Annotated in this window: 13 protein-coding genes and 8 tRNA genes; 6 read left to right on the forward strand and 15 right to left on the reverse strand. The window is 46.6% G+C overall.

The annotated features are described in order from the left end of the window. Positions 1–44: 44 nt before the first annotated feature. The 3 genes from thrC to thrA form a co-directional block, all read right to left on the reverse strand. Complete coding sequence (gene thrC / locus CF168_RS14950; protein WP_089068218.1) at positions 45–1,328, reverse strand: threonine synthase; 1,284 nt, start codon at positions 1,326–1,328, stop codon at positions 45–47. Between the two features lie 66 nt (positions 1,329–1,394). After that, on the reverse strand, positions 1,395–2,333 hold the full coding sequence (thrB, locus tag CF168_RS14955) for a homoserine kinase (RefSeq protein ID WP_089068219.1): 939 nt from the start codon (positions 2,331–2,333) through the stop codon (positions 1,395–1,397). Beyond that, on the reverse strand, positions 2,330–4,798 hold the full coding sequence (thrA, locus tag CF168_RS14960) for a bifunctional aspartate kinase/homoserine dehydrogenase I (RefSeq protein WP_089068220.1): 2,469 nt from the start codon (positions 4,796–4,798) through the stop codon (positions 2,330–2,332). Before thrA ends, thrB begins: the two co-directional genes overlap by 4 nt. A gap of 642 nt (positions 4,799–5,440) precedes the next feature. Here thrA and slyD point away from each other — a divergent pair. Next, on the forward strand, positions 5,441–6,103 hold the full coding sequence (slyD, locus tag CF168_RS14970) for a peptidylprolyl isomerase (RefSeq protein ID WP_089068221.1): 663 nt from the start codon (positions 5,441–5,443) through the stop codon (positions 6,101–6,103). Between the two features lie 192 nt (positions 6,104–6,295). Beyond that, entirely contained in the window at positions 6,296–6,673 is a 378-nt protein-coding gene (locus CF168_RS14975) for a hypothetical protein (RefSeq protein WP_089068222.1), read from the forward strand. A gap of 30 nt (positions 6,674–6,703) precedes the next feature. On the opposite strand, the gene trpR is transcribed toward CF168_RS14975, so the two are convergent. Then, positions 6,704–6,979: a trp operon repressor gene (gene trpR / locus CF168_RS14980; protein WP_011621923.1), complete on the reverse strand. Its 276-nt coding sequence runs from the start codon at positions 6,977–6,979 to the stop codon at positions 6,704–6,706. A gap of 189 nt (positions 6,980–7,168) precedes the next feature. On the opposite strand from trpR, the gene CF168_RS14985 reads away from it, so the two are divergent. Beyond that, positions 7,169–7,618 (forward strand): c-type cytochrome, encoded by a 450-nt coding sequence (locus tag CF168_RS14985; protein ID WP_011625579.1) that lies wholly within the window; start codon positions 7,169–7,171, stop codon positions 7,616–7,618. 65 nt (positions 7,619–7,683) lie between these two features. Here the strand turns inward: CF168_RS14985 and CF168_RS14990 are convergent, their stop codons facing one another. Continuing rightward, a complete protein-coding gene (locus CF168_RS14990; protein WP_011716232.1) occupies positions 7,684–8,373 on the reverse strand; it encodes a cytochrome b/b6 domain-containing protein in 690 nt (229 codons plus the stop codon). Between the two features lie 297 nt (positions 8,374–8,670). Between CF168_RS14990 and hpf the strand changes: the two genes are divergently transcribed. From hpf to CF168_RS15005, 3 genes are all read left to right on the forward strand, one after another. Then, entirely contained in the window at positions 8,671–9,027 is a 357-nt protein-coding gene (gene hpf, locus CF168_RS14995; RefSeq protein WP_011621920.1) for a ribosome hibernation-promoting factor, HPF/YfiA family, read from the forward strand. 1,149 nt (positions 9,028–10,176) lie between these two features. Further along, positions 10,177–10,641, forward strand: coding sequence for a DNA polymerase III subunit chi (locus CF168_RS15000; protein ID WP_011716230.1), 465 nt, complete (start codon positions 10,177–10,179; stop codon positions 10,639–10,641). 15 nt (positions 10,642–10,656) lie between these two features. Next, positions 10,657–13,533 (forward strand): valine--tRNA ligase, encoded by a 2,877-nt coding sequence (locus tag CF168_RS15005; RefSeq protein ID WP_089068223.1) that lies wholly within the window; start codon positions 10,657–10,659, stop codon positions 13,531–13,533. A 434-nt stretch (positions 13,534–13,967) separates the two neighbouring features. On the opposite strand, the gene CF168_RS15010 is transcribed toward CF168_RS15005, so the two are convergent. From CF168_RS15010 to CF168_RS15055, 10 genes are all read right to left on the reverse strand, one after another. Further along, positions 13,968–14,044, reverse strand: a tRNA-Arg gene (locus CF168_RS15010). Positions 14,045–14,138: 94 nt separating this feature from the next. Next, a tRNA-Ser gene (locus CF168_RS15015) sits at positions 14,139–14,230 on the reverse strand. Positions 14,231–14,266: 36 nt separating this feature from the next. Further along, a tRNA-Arg gene (locus CF168_RS15020) sits at positions 14,267–14,343 on the reverse strand. A gap of 44 nt (positions 14,344–14,387) precedes the next feature. After that, positions 14,388–14,464: transfer RNA gene (locus tag CF168_RS15025), tRNA-Arg, on the reverse strand. Positions 14,465–14,507: 43 nt separating this feature from the next. Further along, a tRNA-Arg gene (locus tag CF168_RS15030) sits at positions 14,508–14,584 on the reverse strand. Between the two features lie 83 nt (positions 14,585–14,667). Next, positions 14,668–14,744, reverse strand: a tRNA-Arg gene (locus CF168_RS15035). A gap of 28 nt (positions 14,745–14,772) precedes the next feature. Next, positions 14,773–14,849 (reverse strand) — tRNA-Arg (locus CF168_RS15040). Positions 14,850–14,867: 18 nt separating this feature from the next. Then, a tRNA-Ser gene (locus tag CF168_RS15045) sits at positions 14,868–14,959 on the reverse strand. Between the two features lie 203 nt (positions 14,960–15,162). Continuing rightward, entirely contained in the window at positions 15,163–15,360 is a 198-nt protein-coding gene (gene csrA, locus CF168_RS15050) for a carbon storage regulator CsrA (protein ID WP_006082602.1), read from the reverse strand. Between the two features lie 118 nt (positions 15,361–15,478). Further along, positions 15,479–16,735, reverse strand: coding sequence for an aspartate kinase (locus tag CF168_RS15055; RefSeq protein ID WP_089068224.1), 1,257 nt, complete (start codon positions 16,733–16,735; stop codon positions 15,479–15,481). Positions 16,736–16,737: the final 2 nt, after the last annotated feature.

Raw genomic sequence — 16,737 nt, forward strand, 5'->3', positions numbered from 1 at the left:
CTTGCCAGAACGAACAAAATTTAATCACAAAACGTCAACACACCCTAGTTTAATACCGCAAATAAATGGTTTTTTAGCTGGGCAAAATCAGCTGGTAATTCAGCCGATAATATTGTTTTGTGCTCTACCACTTTTAATTCAGGCGGAAGGGGTAAGTTAAGGGCAAGCTCCCTGTCGACCACATCCTTAAACTTAGCGGGATGGGCCGTACCTAAAAATATCCCTACTTCATCAGGCACTAAGTTAAGGGTTAACGCTTTAGCCGCAATCGCTGCATGGGGCTCAGATACATAACCTTTAGCATAAAGATCTGCTAACGCCTCCGAGGTTTGCACCTCTGACAGGCGAATCCCCACTAAGTCTGCCAATGGCCAACCGAGTTTCTCGCAAATAGCTTCAACGCGCGGCCAGTTGCTTGGCTCACTCACATCCATCGCATTGGACATAGTGGCTTGAGTGGGATTAGGCTGCCAATCGCCACTCTCTAAATAGCGTGGCACTGTGTCATTCGCATTAGTAGCAGCAATAAAACGTTTAACGGGTAACCCCATGGCTTTAGCAAACAAACCCGCGGTGAGATTACCAAAATTACCACTGGGCACGGCAATAACAGGATCGGCCTCATGGCGCTGTTTCGATTGGGCGACCGCTTCGAAGTAATAACAAATCTGTGCCAGTAAGCGACTGATGTTGATAGAGTTAGCTGAGTTTAAATGCAAACCATCACGCACATCGCTATCTTCAAATGCCTGTTTGACTAAGTGCTGGCAGGCATCGAAATCTGACTCAACCGCGACTGTGTGGATGTTCTTGCCTAAAGTAGTGAACATTTTTTCCTGTAGCTCACTGATTTTGCCCTTAGGATAAAGCACCACAACATTGACTTTATCTAGACCATAAAAGGCATCGGCCACTGCCGCCCCAGTGTCACCCGAGGTCGCGGTTAGAATGGTTAAGCGCGAGTCTTGAGCAAAGGCATTGATGCATTGCGCCATAAAGCGCGCGCCAAAATCCTTAAATGCTAAGGTCGGCCCATGGAAAAGTTCGAGGCACGAGCGCTGGTCATCGACTGCCACTAAGGGCAAATCGAAATTAAAGGCACGCTCAACCAGTTGATCGACCCTATCTTGACCCAATTCAGAGGCGAGCCAAGCACCGAGCACTTTTTTACTACGCTCGACAAAAGGCATCGCCAGCAGCGCCTCAATATCGTGCAATACTGGAATTTGTGTAGGAAAAAACAACCCTCTGTCTTTACCAAGTCCTAATTGCACCGCTTCTTTAAAGCTCACTTTCTGCGAAGGGTGTTTTAAATTATATAGTTCCATGCTCACTCGACCTTATCAGTGCCAAACCTTTAAGGCTTGGGCTTAATGCTTTTAAAAGTAAGAAAATTAATCGACTCGGCGCGTGCCTTGCTCATCGAGGCGACAAACATGGGCAAAGCCCCCCGCTTCGGTCAGATAATGAGCCTCTAACCACGCCTTAGCGGCGTTAGCGATCGCGAGATCGTCAGTCACAGAAAACAGCGTTGGCCCGCTGCCCGAGATGCCAGTAGTTAACATGCCTAATTCGGCGAGCGCTGCTCTGGCATTGTCATAACCCGGAATCGCCGCTGCGCGGTAAGGTTCAGCCAATACATCCTTTAATACTTGAATCGCAAGCTTGGCGTTTTGCTGATAAGAGGCGTGCACAAAGGCACTCAAATAACGCCCAAAATCGATGGCCACTGACTTATCGTATTGTTCTGGCATGAGTTTACGCATCATGGCCGTAGAGAGTGAAATCCCAGGATACGCCACCACCCAATACCATTGTTTAAAACTGGGGATCGGCTCGCAGATAGCGCCGGGCACATTGAGCATTAGCTGCATACCGCCCAAATAACAGGGCGCGACATTGTCGTAATGCACGCTACCGCTGATCTTGCCCTCAAATTCGCCCATGAGTTCGAGTAGTGCTTGCTTATCGTATGGACGCTCAAAATGCTCGTTAAGCGCGTAAAGCGCTGCAACCACTGAACTGGCGCTCGAGCCTAAGCCACTGCCGACGGGCAAGTTTTTTTCTAGGGTTAATGCCACGCCTTGGTTTTCTTTCCCAAGGGCTTTTAAGAAAAACACCGCGCATTGATGGACGATATTCTCTTCGGGATTGCTGGGTAACTTATGCGCCCAAGCTCCCACTTGAGTGAGACTCACCCCCGCATCCGCAGCCGCAATTGTGACTCTATCGCCGAGTAAACTGCCATCGATAGGCGCAAGTGCTGCGCCCAATAAATCAAAGCCCACACCCACATTACCCATAGAGGCGGGAGCGTAAACGGTCAAACTCATACACTCACCTCACGAGTCCAATTTAAGGTTCTTAATACATCGGCAAAGGCACCTGCCGCAGTCACTTCTGTGCCCGCACCATAACCACGTAGCACAAAGGGAATCGGCTGATAATAACGGCTGTAGAATGCCAAGGCATTTTCACCGCCTTTTACGCTATAAAGTGGATCGGTAGCATCGACTTCGGTGATACGCACATAGCACGCGCCTTCTTCAATCTGCCCCACATAACGCAGCACTTTACCCTGCGCTTTCGCCTCAGCCACTCGCGCCGCAATCGCCGCATCTGCCTCGGGTAAACGCGCCATAAAACTTTCCACATCGCCTGAATCATCAAAACCTACGGGTAAGACTGAGTCGACAACAATATCATTTAGTTCAAGTTTCAAACCCACTTCACGGGCCAAAATCAGTACCTTACGCGCCACATCCATGCCACTTAAATCATCGCGAGGATCAGGTTCAGTAAAGCATTTTTCCCGTGCCAGTTTAGTCGCCTCAGAAAGTGACATACCCTCATCGAGTTTACCGAAGATAAAGGATAAGGAGCCTGATAAAATGCCATTAAACTTGTGCAATTTATCACCGGCGAATAACAGTTTTTTCAAGTTATCGATAACGGGTAATCCTGCGCCCACGTTGGTTTCGTATAGGAACTGCCGACGTTGCTTTAATGCTGTTTGACGCAAAGCTTGGTAATAGGCGTAATCGCGAGTGTTAGCCTTTTTATTGGGCGTCACCACGTGCATGCCCGCGTTCATCACCTCTAAATACTGGTTCGATACTTGATCGCTTGAAGTACAATCCACCAGCACAGGGTTTAATAACTGTTGCTCTTTCACCCACGCCAATAGCGCAGGTAAATCGCTTGCCTGCTGGCTATAGGCAAGCAGGTTTTGCCAATTGTTCAAATCGATACCTGCACTATCGAGTAACATTTTGCTTGAATTGACAATACCGCAGACACGGATGCTAATGTGCTGCTCTTTTAGCACGCTCGCCTGTTGTTTGATCTGCTCCAGTAAGCCTGCGCCAACGTTACCGCACCCCACTAAAAACACATCTAAATACTGCTGCACATCGAAAAAGCCCTGATGACAGGCTGCAACCGCATGTTTGGTCTTTCGCTGCTCAATCACAGTTGAAATAGAACGTTCAGAAGAGCCTTGGGCAATCGCGATAATATTCACACTCGCCTGTGCTAATGCTTGGAAAAACCGCGCCGCCACACCTTTATGGGTACGCATTCCATCACCGATCAAGGAGACGATTGCCAAGTCATGGCGCATTTCGATTGGCTCGAGTAAGTCACTTTTGATTTCTAACTCAAATTCCTGCTCTAGCGCCGATTTCACCTTGGCGGACTCACTGGTCGCCACACAAAAACTGATGCTGTATTCGCAAGAACTCTGGGTGATGAGTGACACAGAAACGCCACTACGGGAAATTGCAGCCAGTGTGCGGCTCGCCATGCCGACCATGCCTTTCATGCCAGGGCCTGATACATCAAACATGGTTTGATTATCGAGGTTTGAAATGGCTTTAACCTGCAAACCGCTCTGATCGGTCTGATTCGATACCAGAGTGCCGGGCGCATCAGGATTAAAGCTGTTTTTGATATAACAGGGGATGTGGAACTGGGCGATAGGTGCAATAGTTTTAGGATGCAGCACCTTAGCCCCAAAGTAAGATAGCTCCATCGCCTCCTGATAACTTAGCTGCGATAGCAACTTAGCATCGACGACGACGCGAGGATCGGTATTATATACGCCGTCAACGTCGGTCCAAATCTCGCAACTTGAGGCATCTAAACAAGCGGCCAGCACGGCAGCGGAATAGTCAGAGCCGTTACGGCCTAAGGTCACGACCTTGCCGTCTTCATCGGCGGCGGTAAAGCCGGGCATCACCCAAACCCGCTTCTCATCGAGGGCAAGATTTTTAAATCGCGGTTTGCTGACGGCAATATCGACCACGGATTCTAGCGGACGACCACGGCCTAAAAACAGTTCACGTGGGTCTAGCTGCGCCGAAGTAATGCCTTTTGCCAGCATGACTTGCTCCATCAACGCAGCAGACAAACGCTCACCCGCAACCACGATCTCGGCGCGCACCCCGTCAGGGCATTCCTGCAACAGCGTAATACCGCGTAATCTGTCCTGCCAACGTGCTAGCTGCGCGCTTAGTCCGGCGAACAGCACTTCGCTCTGGCTACTAGAGAGTCCAGAACTAACCGCATCCTGATAGAGCGAGGTAAACACCCGCTCAACGTGTTGAATGACTGGTGAATAATCTTCCCCTTTCACCGCCACATCGACCATTTCAAGCAGAGCGTTTGTCACTGTTGCAGGCGCAGAGAGCACTGTCGCGACTGGCTCAGCTTTCGCTGCCTTGGCCACGATATCCGCCGCCATTGAAAATCGCTGCCAATTTGCAAGCGAGGTACCACCAAATTTCATCACTTTCATCTTGATCTCCTGTACCGCGCCCGACTAAGAAACATAAGCTAAAAACAAAAAAGCCCGCTTCTTTGTGGGAAGCGGGCTCGTCGTTAAAATTCTTTAGGGTGTATCAGCCCGCCCCCACTCTGGTTGTAGTGGTGGTTGTAATAATGGTAATTACTACGAAACCAAGGCTATGCATACGTTTAGACTTATCTATGTCAATGTGATGTTAAACAGAATTGCCTTTTTCACCTAACCTTGTCAACCCCCAAACTGGATTATTTATGAACAAATCTTTCACAGCCTCAAATTCGCTTCTTAACATTCATTAATATCAAGTTTTCCTAGGGTAAAAATGCGATTTCATCAATAGAAAACTGTTGACGTAAACGTAATACCGCGCAAATACATCTATTTTTAAACATTTAAATTCAATCAATTATATCAAGCATGTCGTAATGCCTTTAGATTAAGCTATGTAAACCCACTTTCGAGGCCAACAAACCGCAAGCGATATCCATCAACAATTTGGCGTAAATTCCTCTCCAAATGGCTGTTCATCGCATCAACAAAAAGCTGTGCGATATCTAACATAAGCAACTTCAAATTATCGCCAGCGCCCCAAAAGCACGTTATTATGCGCGCACATTCCGAACCGGAGGCGATATGAAGATCACCCAACACAGCGCGGTAACCATTCATTACCGTTTATCAGATCAAGACGGCAGACTTTTAGAAGACTCTTTTGATGCCGAACCTATGCTCTATCTGCACGGTGCAGAAAACCTGATCCCAGGATTAGAAGCTGCATTAGAAGGTAAAACCAAGGGCGAAACACTGGATGTGACTATTAGTGCCGAAGAAGCCTACGGTCCTTACCACGATGGTCTGCGTCAAGCTGTGCCATTAGAAGCATTCGGTGATATCGAAGATATCGTTCCTGGTATGCGCTTTATTGCCGAGACAGAAATGGGTCAACGCCCAGTGCAAGTTGTCGAAGTCAAAGATGATGTAGTCATCGTTGATGGCAACCATCCTTTAGCGGGACAAGCACTGAGCTTCAACATTGAAATTATCGATGTTCGCGCTGCAACTGCAGAAGAAGTTGCCCATGGCCATATCCATGCCCACGGCGGATGTGGTAGCCATGGACACAGCCATGATCATGACCACGGCGGCGGATGCTGTGGTGGTTCAAGCCAAGATACTGGTGGCTGTTGTGGCGGTTCTGATGATCATGGTCATCATCACCATGACCACGAGCATGAAGCGTGCGACACACCAAAAACAGGTTGTGATGGCAATGGCGGTTGCGGTTGCCGCGGCTAATCTAGGCCGTAACGCCTAAAGCTCACTAACCCGAGCAAGATAATGAAGCACTTCCTTACATAAGGAGGTGCTTTTTTTATCAACAAATGTTTATAATCCAAAAGTAAACACGGAAGTTTTAGATAGATTTAGCATTTTTAACTGGAATATTAGGATTTTAAACCTATTTCGATATCATGCGACGGAGTGCATATGTTAACAAAACCGGTATATGAAGCTTTACCTTATGGTTATATGGCATCAGGCATCACAAGCTTTATGCTGCTCGAACCCAATTATGCTTTGATTGCTGCAGCAGTCATCTTTGTGCTTGGCGCAAGAATTTACACTATGCGCTCCCAAAACCGTCGTACCGACCCTATCAAACGTAGGAAATCAGGCGGGATCCCTAAGATGATTTATGACCTATTACCCTTCCTATACTTGCTCGGTGCATTGTCCATCTTTAAGTTTTTACCCGAAAAGTTTTACCCATTATTAGCCATATTACTCTTAAGCTACAGCTTCTACATTCTAGTAAGACGTACGCTTTATCGTCGTCATAAGTTGCCTGTCACCCCAATGTTTTAGGCTATTAAGGATAAAGGCACCACAGCGACCTTATTTGATGAGCTGTTGAATTTTTTCTCTATGGCTAGGTGCCATATTCTTTAAATAGTTTGAACAGCGTGTGATCGTGGCGATGCTGACCTCGTATTCCGCCGCGATTTGCCGCTGGCTCATCTCACCATCGAGTAATAATTGAAATACCTTTAATCGTCCCGCGATCGCACTGCGCTCTTCTTCTGTCAGCAATAAATGAAACAACACTGAGAGTTCTTCATAGTTTCCATGGCTCAAGATTTTCTCTAAAACTAAGTCCCAATTGGCTCGCATAATCGCCCCAGTAGTATTGTTTAAGCATTACAACGGCAGTTTAGCAGATTTACTCAACCAACAAATAACTTGTTACGTTTATCCCTCCTGCCTAGACAAAAACTGACAAAAATGCTTCTAGTACATTGAGTTAATTTGTGTACAATAGGAGCGCAATGTCACACTTCGACGCTAATTTGTGAGAATACGATGAAAAAATTACTCCTGACTCTCGTTGCCGGTACCTTATTGGCTTCAACTGCACAAGCACACAATTTTGAAGATGCGAAGGACGCGATTGAATATCGCCAATCTGCATTTGGCCTGATTGCTTATAACTTTGGCGATATGGGCGCAATGATGAAAGGCAAGAAACCTTTCGAAGCTGAAACCTTCGCGATGCGCGCCAACAATGTTGCTGCTCTTTCGCACATTCCTTTCGAAGGCTTTATTGAAGGTTCAGATAAAGGCGATACCGAAGCGCTAGCCAAAGTATGGCAAGATAAGGCTGACTTCGACGCTAAGATGAAAACCTTCCAAGAAAATGCCGCTATTTTAGCGACTGTGGCTCAAAAAGGTGACCAAGCTGAAATCAAGCAAGCCTTTATGAACACAGGCAAGAGCTGTAAAGGCTGTCACGACGTGTACAAAAAAGACTAATTACGCGTTGTAATGTCTAATAAAAAAGCCTGCTACATGCAGGCTTTTTTAATGTTCAGCACTTGCTAGAGCACTTGTACTATGGGCCACATCAAATAGGTAAACACCACTCCAGCGATGATTAACAGCACAATTAAAGCCAACCAGTGTGATTTAAACACCAACTGAGTCTCAGATTTGGCGTGCTCAACCTTAGACACCCGTTTGTAACCGCTGAGCATGGCTCCCACTAACTTGTCACCTTTAAGCGCGTGTACAACGACAGCCAACACATGCACGGCACTCAAGGCTAAGATGAGGTTGAAATTCATTTTATGCAACCAAGTGAGAAACGAAGCAGTATCAGCACTCACATAGCTGTACAGTGGACCTTCGGTAAACACATCATCGGTAGCAAAGAGTCCAGTGATTAGCTGTAAGCTAATAATGGCAATCAACACAATCACCATATAACCGCCCATCGGATTATGCCCTAAAACCACTGACACGCCCTTTGCGCGAACGTCTTTCAAATACTCAAACACCACCTTGGGATGATGCACGAAGTGACTAAACCTCGCGGTATCACTGCCAATCAAGCCCCATAAAAGCCGAAAGCCAATCAAGATCAACAAACTATAAGCAAAGATCTGGTGCCATTGCATTTCGCCCACTTCGGCGCTCCACCAGAGTAAGGCCATGAGGGCCACCATGCCCCAGTGAAAAAAGCGTGTGGGTAAATCCCAGACTTTAACTTTGATATGTTCGGTTTCCATAATACCTGCCACTCGACTGAGCAATGAAATAAGTGAAGGTATTTTATCGGGATCTAATGAAAAACTTAAAGTAAAGATAGGTAAATGATGGGAAAGACTGCGTAGTTATCCAATCAAATATGGCCTGTTCCGATAACCAATTCAAGCCTTTTCGACCAAGAATCCTCGAGATTTGTCTAAGCGATCAAATAACCAACGAACAGAACTGAACAGGGTAAGAAATGTGATCTAGATCTCGTTTTTAAGGGTGTAGATTGGTAATCTGAAATCGAAGGAAACAAATAGAAGGTGCAACATATGCTAAAGATTACGAGCAAACAACTAGAAGTCACTGCCCCAATCCGTGAACGCATTGAAAGCCGTTTTGACAAACTTTCTAGGCACGATGTGCAGTTGATTAATCCCCATGTCATCATCACAGAGGAGAAACCTGGTTTCAAAATTGAAGCATCGGTTGGCATCCCAAATGGAGAACTTTTTGCTCAAGCAAAACACGACAATCTTTATGCAGCCATTACGGCCATGGGTCAAAAATTAGAGAAACAACTCAATCGATTAACCCATAAACCTGAAGCACAACGTTTCGCATCCATTGCTCATCCCGAAGATGCTGTTAATGTCGAGGATGATTATGAGGAGGAAGATGCAGCTTAAGTTACTCGATGTTAGTGCGAGACCACATCACTTCGAGAGCATAAAGTAGATAAGGTTTAATAGGTCACATTTTTAGCAAAAGTTTGATAGACCATCCTAATGGTCAGTAAAAAGAGTGTGAACCTTTAAATAACTACTACACTTTACTAAGTGACAGCAGAATCGAAGTGATGTGAATTTCAACTTAAAAGCGTTAAATATCACCATAAGAAGGAGTACGCCGCCACACGAAACTCACACTCAAAAACAGTGACACAGGCAGTCATATTAAGACGGCCACATAAATTAAGTAACGCCAAGCTGTAATATTTATGCGTTTTCCCTCTGATGATCAAATGAGATGCGAGGTTACTAAAAAATAGAGACCGATGACCAACAACTAACGACAAACGCACTAAATGGGTGTTAACACACGAGTCGATCATTAAGGAGTAACCTACTACATCATATTGCCAATTTTAGTCTTACACACTCTTTGAGCCCAAATGTAACAATCAAGAGGAGGACGTCAGCAATAGAGCCACCATAGGTACCATGAAAGACCACTTTAGGTGAATTAGCTTCTTAACAGTCAAACAATATGAGGAGGTTAATAGCGTTATCGGTAATATGAGCAAGTGGGCATATTACAAATAGTGAGTAAAAAAGAATTTAGATAACACGGAACAAGGCGAGCTGCTTAACAGCAAAATACCCAGTACCTTTTTGAGTACTAATATCAGCCAGATTCCTTTATTTATATTCTGTAGTGTAATCGTAAGTGAAAATTGTAAGTTGAAAGTGAGTTAACCTGCTGAATAAACAAAATCTAATGCGATATGTGTTGTTTATTCACAAAGCGTCAATAAATCCTTTAATAACAATGCTCAATAACCTAGGAGGAATAGTTTGTTTGACCAGTCTTTCAACCAGCGCACCTTCGGGTGCGCTTTGCTTTTATATCCCCAGACCCCATAGTCGTTTAACCATGACTCTTAGCCTTAAGCGAGTACTTAAGCTGTGCACATTTGGCACAGTAACGGCTTAAGCCAACCCCTGTCCCCGCAGCTCAATCTCCTGCGAAAAACCCCGATGCTAAGCGTTAACCCTGCTTGAGTTTTAGTGTAGACTTACCCGTTCGTCTATAACTTAAAGCAAGGCATTGAAATCATGACTCAAGCGCTGTTTTATTTACTGCCGCCGATGGGCGTGAACACGGCCCTTAATGACATGTATCAATTGGCTTGCCGTCTAGCCCAACAGGGATTTATAAACCAGCAGCAGGTCTATATTCACTGTCAGGACAAGAACATCGCCTTCGAAATCGACGAGTTACTATGGCAGTTTGAACCCAGTGCATTTGTCCCCCATAACCTCAAAGGTGAAGGCCCCACTACTGGCTCACCTGTTGAAATCGGTTTTGACAGACTCGGCCCAAACAAAAGTCGCCAACTTCTGATTAATCTTGCAGACCAAGTGCCTCCGTTTGCGGTAAACTTTGGTCAAATCTTCGATTTTGTGGCTAATGACGACCAACATAAAGCGATAGCACGTGAACGCTACCGCCAATATCGTGGCTTAGGGATTGAATTAACAACCCAAAATTTAGCAACACATCCACTTAATTTAGCTTGAGACAGATACGTTCCCATGGAAAAAACATACGATCCTCAGTCCATTGAGCAGACTCTTTACCAAAACTGGGAAGAGCAAGGTTACTTTAAGCCCCACGGCGATGCCTCACAGGGCAACTATTGCATCATGATCCCGCCACCTAACGTGACGGGCAGTCTGCACATGGGCCACGCTTTCCAAGATACCATCATGGATACACTGATCCGCTACCAACGTATGAAGGGTAAAAACACCCTGTGGCAAGTCGGTACTGACCATGCGGGTATTGCGACTCAAATGCTGGTTGAGCGTAAGCTTGAAGCCGAAGAAGGCAAGAGCCGCCATGACCTTGGCCGCGATGCTTTTATGGAGAAAGTATGGGAATGGAAAGCGCAATCTGGCGGCACCATCACTAAGCAGCTGCGTCGTATGGGCGCCTCTGTGGATTGGGACCGTGAGCGCTTTACCATGGACGAAGGCTTGTCTAAAGCCGTTCAAGAAGTGTTTGTCCGTCTCTATGAAGATGATTTGATTTACCGTGGTAAACGTTTAGTGAACTGGGATCCTAAACTACATACCGCGATTTCTGATCTCGAAGTGGAAAACAAAGAAAAGCAAGGCCACATGTGGCACCTACGTTATCCATTAGCCGATGGCGAGCTGACTGCCGACGGTAAAGATTACCTCGAAGTCGCCACCACGCGTCCAGAAACTATGCTGGGCGATAGCGCAGTTGCTGTTCATCCAGACGATGAGCGTTATCAAGCGCTGATCGGCAAATTTATTCTGCTGCCTATTGTTAATCGTCGCATCCCTATCGTTGCCGATGACTATGTAGACATGGAGTTTGGCACAGGCTGTGTGAAGATCACTCCTGCCCACGACTTTAACGACTATGAAGTCGGTAAACGTCACAAGCTTCCTATGTTCAACGTGTTGACCTTAGATGCAGCCATTCGTGCATCCGCTGAAGTCGTCAATACCGATGGCACCATCAACACTAGCTTAGATGGCAGCCTGCCAGAGCGTTTCGCAGGCCTTGATCGTTTCAAAGCCCGTGATGCTATCGTGGTCGAGTTTGAAACCTTGGGTCTGCTCGAAAAAATCGCGCCACATGGCCTAAAAGTGCCCTACGGTGACCGCTCAGGCGTAGTAATCGAACCAATGCTGACCGACCAATGGTACGTCGCCGTTGCACCTATGGCGAAAACCGCTATCGAGGCCGTTGAAAATGGCGACATTAAGTTTGTGCCACAGCAATACGAAAACATGTACTTCTCTTGGATGCGTGATATTCAAGATTGGTGTATCTCTCGCCAATTATGGTGGGGTCACCGCATTCCCGCTTGGTATGATGCTAACGGTAAGGTGTATGTTGGCCGTAACGAAGCTGAAGTACGTGCGAAACACAATATCGATGATTCAATTGCCCTGCGCCAAGATGAAGACGTACTGGATACCTGGTTCAGCTCAGCCCTGTGGACTTTTTCGACTTTAGGCTGGCCTGACAATGTTGAAGATTTAAAAACCTTCCACCCGACCGACGTGTTGGTAACGGGTTTTGACATCATCTTCTTCTGGGTTGCCCGTATGATCATGATGACCATGCACTTCATCAAAGATGAAGACGGTAAGCCACAGGTACCATTTAAAACCGTTTATGTGACAGGCCTTATCCGCGATGAAGCGGGTAACAAGATGTCAAAATCTAAGGGCAACGTACTTGACCCATTGGATATGATTGACGGTATCGATCTAGAAGCCCTAGTTGAAAAACGCACTGGCAACATGATGCAACCTCAACTCGCCGCCAAGATCGAAAAGAGCACCCGTAAAGAATTTGAAAATGGCATCGAAGCCCACGGTACCGATGCCCTACGCTTTACCCTAGCGGCTATGGCCTCAACTGGCCGTGATATCAACTGGGACATGAAGCGTTTAGACGGTTACCGCAGCTTCTGTAACAAGCTTTGGAACGCATCACGTTACGTGCTGATGAATACCGAAGGCCAAGATTGCGGCCCGAACTCACCGGATTACCAAGGCGGTGAGATGGAATTGTCACTGGCAGATCGCTGGATTATCGGTTTATTCAACCAAACCGTGAAAACCTACGACGACCACATGACAAACTACCGTTTCGACCTTGCAGCGAACACGCTGTACGAGTTCACTTGGAACCAGTTCTGCGATTGGTACTTAGAGTTAACTAAGCCAGTACTGCAAAACGGCAATGAAGCGCAAATGCGCGGCACCCGCCATACGTTGGTCAATGTGTTAGAAGCAATGCAACGTCTGATGCACCCAATGATGCCATACATCACTGAAACCATCTGGCAACGCGTTAAACCACTGACAGGCGCCCAAGGCGACACCATCATGCTGGCACCATTCCCAAGCTATGATGCAGCCAAAGTAGATGCGACCGCGATGGCCGACCTCGAGTGGGTTAAGCAAGTGATTGTTGCAGTACGTAATATCCGTGCAGAGCTCAATATCGCGCCTTCTAAGCCATTAAATGCCCTGCTGCGTGGCGTGAGTGCCCAAGACCAAGCCCGTGTTGAAGCTAACCAAGCCTTCTTCACAACGCTTGCGCGCTTAGAGAGCATGACGATTCTTGGCGAAGGTGAAACAGCGCCTATGTCGACCACAGGTCTGATTGGCGAAATGGAATTATTAATTCCGATGGCAGGTCTGGTGGATGTCGCGGCCGAAATGGCTCGCATCGACAAGCAGCTTGAGAAGCTGACTCAAGAGATTGGCCGTATCGAAGGTAAATTATCGAATGAAGGCTTCGTGGCGAAAGCACCGCCAGCCGTCATTGATAAAGAGCGCGCCAAGATGGCCGATCTGAGCCGCGATATGGACAAACTACAAGAGCAAAAAGCCGAGTTTGCTAAGTTAGAAGCCTAATCACGGCATCTACGCTAAAAAGGGCTGTATTTTACAGCCCTTTTTATTTCCCCTGACCCATCCTAAATTGCTCCATCCTAAATCGCGTTAACACTCTTCAAACCTCTCTCATGACTCGTTCCTAAGACGAGAAGCAAAGAAACACATTAATCCTTGTTCTGTGCTTTTCTCTTCGTCTCTTTTACAGCTCAGCTTGCGAGTCAAGATAACCCTTACAGCTATCCCTTTATCAGGTGCTAAACAGCAAGCCAGCGCGATAAACATTACCGCTTAAGGCATAGGTACAGGATTAACCATAACGTGGCGTAAGAGGCGGATTATCAAGGCGCGAAAGCATAGGAAGAGATAAGGATTGAAGCGAGATTATGCGGAAAAATTCCATTAAAAAAGCCCTGCAATTGCTTGCAGGGCTTATCTAAATCTAACTAAGTAGATGGTGCGCGTGGAAGGATTCGAACCTCCGACCGCCTGGTTCGTAGCCAGGTACTCTATCCAGCTGAGCTACACGCGCTTAAATACTGGGTAAGTTGCTACCTTACCGACAGACTTGAGTCTAGAAGAAGCACTTAAGTCTCGCAAATTAAATCTATTCACTAGGAATAGAATGGCGGAGAAGGAGGGATTCGAACCCTCGATGGGAGATAAAGCCCATACTCCCTTAGCAGGGGAGCGCCTTCGGCCACTCGGCCACCTCTCCGCAAAATCTGCATTTGTAAGCTAATGCTTACTAAAATGGTGCGCGTGGAAGGATTCGAACCTCCGACCGCCTGGTTCGTAGCCAGGTACTCTATCCAGCTGAGCTACACGCGCGATTTTTGCGTTTTGCTAACAAAGCTAAGGCTTTGCCGGCTAATTGGTGCGCATGGAAGGAGTCGAACCTCCGACCGCCTGGTTCGTAGCCAGGTACTCTATCCAGCTGAGCTACATGCGCATTTTTAACTGTTATCTCAACACATTCGCATTAAGATTGAATATGGTGCGCGTGGAAGGATTCGAACCTCCGACCGCCTGGTTCGTAGCCAGGTACTCTATCCAGCTGAGCTACACGCGCTTAAAAACACTTACTTGAAGCATTGATTACAAAATTTCGTCTGAAATTCAAACCTGATGAGTTAAACATAACTAATGCAGAGATGGTGCGCATGGAAGGAGTCGAACCTCCGACCGCCTGGTTCGTAGCCAGGTACTCTATCCAGCTGAGCTACATGCGCGACTTGTATCTATCTTGCTTCAATAAAATGGTGCGCGTGGAAGGATTCGAACCTCCGACCGCCTGGTTCGTAGCCAGGTACTCTATCCAGCTGAGCTACACGCGCACTTTTATCGGTAAGAAATGGCGGAGAAGGAGGGATTCGAACCCTCGATGGGAGATAAAGCCCATACTCCCTTAGCAGGGGAGCGCCTTCGGCCACTCGGCCACCTCTCCGTTTTCTTGGCGCACATATTACTGTTTGACAAAAATAAGTCAAACCCTTTTTCTGAAACAACTTCTGTTTGAAGCGTTTTTAATCACATTGCTGTTATATCAATCCAATGTGTTGATTTGCGCCAATCTTTCGGTTCAAAAAATAAAAAAGCCAGTTAAAAAACTGACTCTTCTATGTCGTTAATACTCGCCTAAACGCCGTATTAAAAGTTACCACCTTCTGAAGGTGTACCTGATTTTTCAGATTGAATGCGTTGGTAGATCTCTTCACGGTGGACAGAAACCTCTTTCGGTGCATTCACACCAATACGCACTTGATTGCCTTTTACCCCTAGCACTGTAACTGTGACTTCATCACCAATCATCAGTGTTTCGCCAACACGACGAGTCAAAATCAGCATTCGATAGCTCCTTTATGTCTTAATTCAGCTTACACACGGCACTCATCCGGTAGATGGGCATATTATAGGGTCAGCTGAGTACAAATTAATAGTATTCAATACTCAAACAGTTATTTAATTACACCTTATTTAGCTCAAAGGCGTGATGTAACGCCCGAACCGCCTTGTGCAAGTCCCTTTCATCGATCACAGTTGACAATTTACTCTCCGATGTCGAAAGTAACTTAGCATGGATTGTTTCATTACCCAATACATCTAACATCTTAGTCAATAATCCAACTTTTGCCTGTAAACCTTTGCCAACTAAAGACACTTTTGCACGTTGGCGCTCAACAATCAATTGGCCTAGATCAAGACTTTCGCTTAAAAGCTCTAGCTCATGCAATAAAATATCGACCTTGGCTTCGGCCAGCATAAAACTGACACATTCGGCTGCTGAGGTTTCATTGAGTTTGAGCGGGGTAATAAATTCAACATCGATCTCAAGTCGTGCCAAACAGGCTAACAGTGCTTGATAATGCTCACTGCTGGTAAACAACCCTTTTATGGTTAAGGTCGCGAGCGCCTTATTAATCGCAATACCTTGCACGGATGCGGCCATCGCCAGCTCTGATTCGTCACCAAATTGGATCAATGTCCCATGGCCCGCCTCAAAGCTCGACAATACACGCAATGGCACTTTAAAACGTTGTGCGTATTCAACCGAATCGGGATGCAACACCTTAGCGCCGAGTTTTGCCATTTCTAGCATCACATCAAAACCAATCACATCGAGGCGCCTAGCACTGCTGTCGATATTCGGATCGGTAGTAAAGACACCGGGTACATCGGTAAAGATTTGGCATTCATCGGCTTTTAACGCCGCAGCAAGTGCCACCGCCGTAGTATCTGAGCCACCGCGCCCTAAGGTTGTGACATCACCATTGGGATCGATACCTTGAAAGCCAGCCACAATCGGCACGATGCCGTCGTTTAGCAAAGAGGTTAAGTATGTCGTATCGACACGCTCAATACTCGCCCGACCAAACTGACTGTTTGTATGAATTTGCACTTGATCGCCAGTCAGGGATTTCGCGTTAATGCCACGACGTTGTAACGCCATCGCCATTAACGCAATACTGATTTGCTCTCCCGTCGAGACCAGCATATCGAGTTCCCGCGCACTCGCGCGGGGATCGATTTGCGCCGCAAGCGCAAATAGTCTGTTGGTCTCCCCTGCCATCGCAGAAAGCACCAAGACCTGCAGCTCACCATTGTGAGCGGACTTTGCAATTTGCTCGGCAACCACTTCGATGCGTTCAATCGAACCCACCGAAGTGCCACCAAACTTCTTCACAAAAAGCTTGCTACCACTAAGCTTTCGTTTTTCGAGCACAG

Origin of the sequence: Shewanella bicestrii, from assembly GCF_002216875.1 — a bacterium.
In the GTDB taxonomy this organism is placed as follows: domain Bacteria; phylum Pseudomonadota; class Gammaproteobacteria; order Enterobacterales; family Shewanellaceae; genus Shewanella; species Shewanella seohaensis.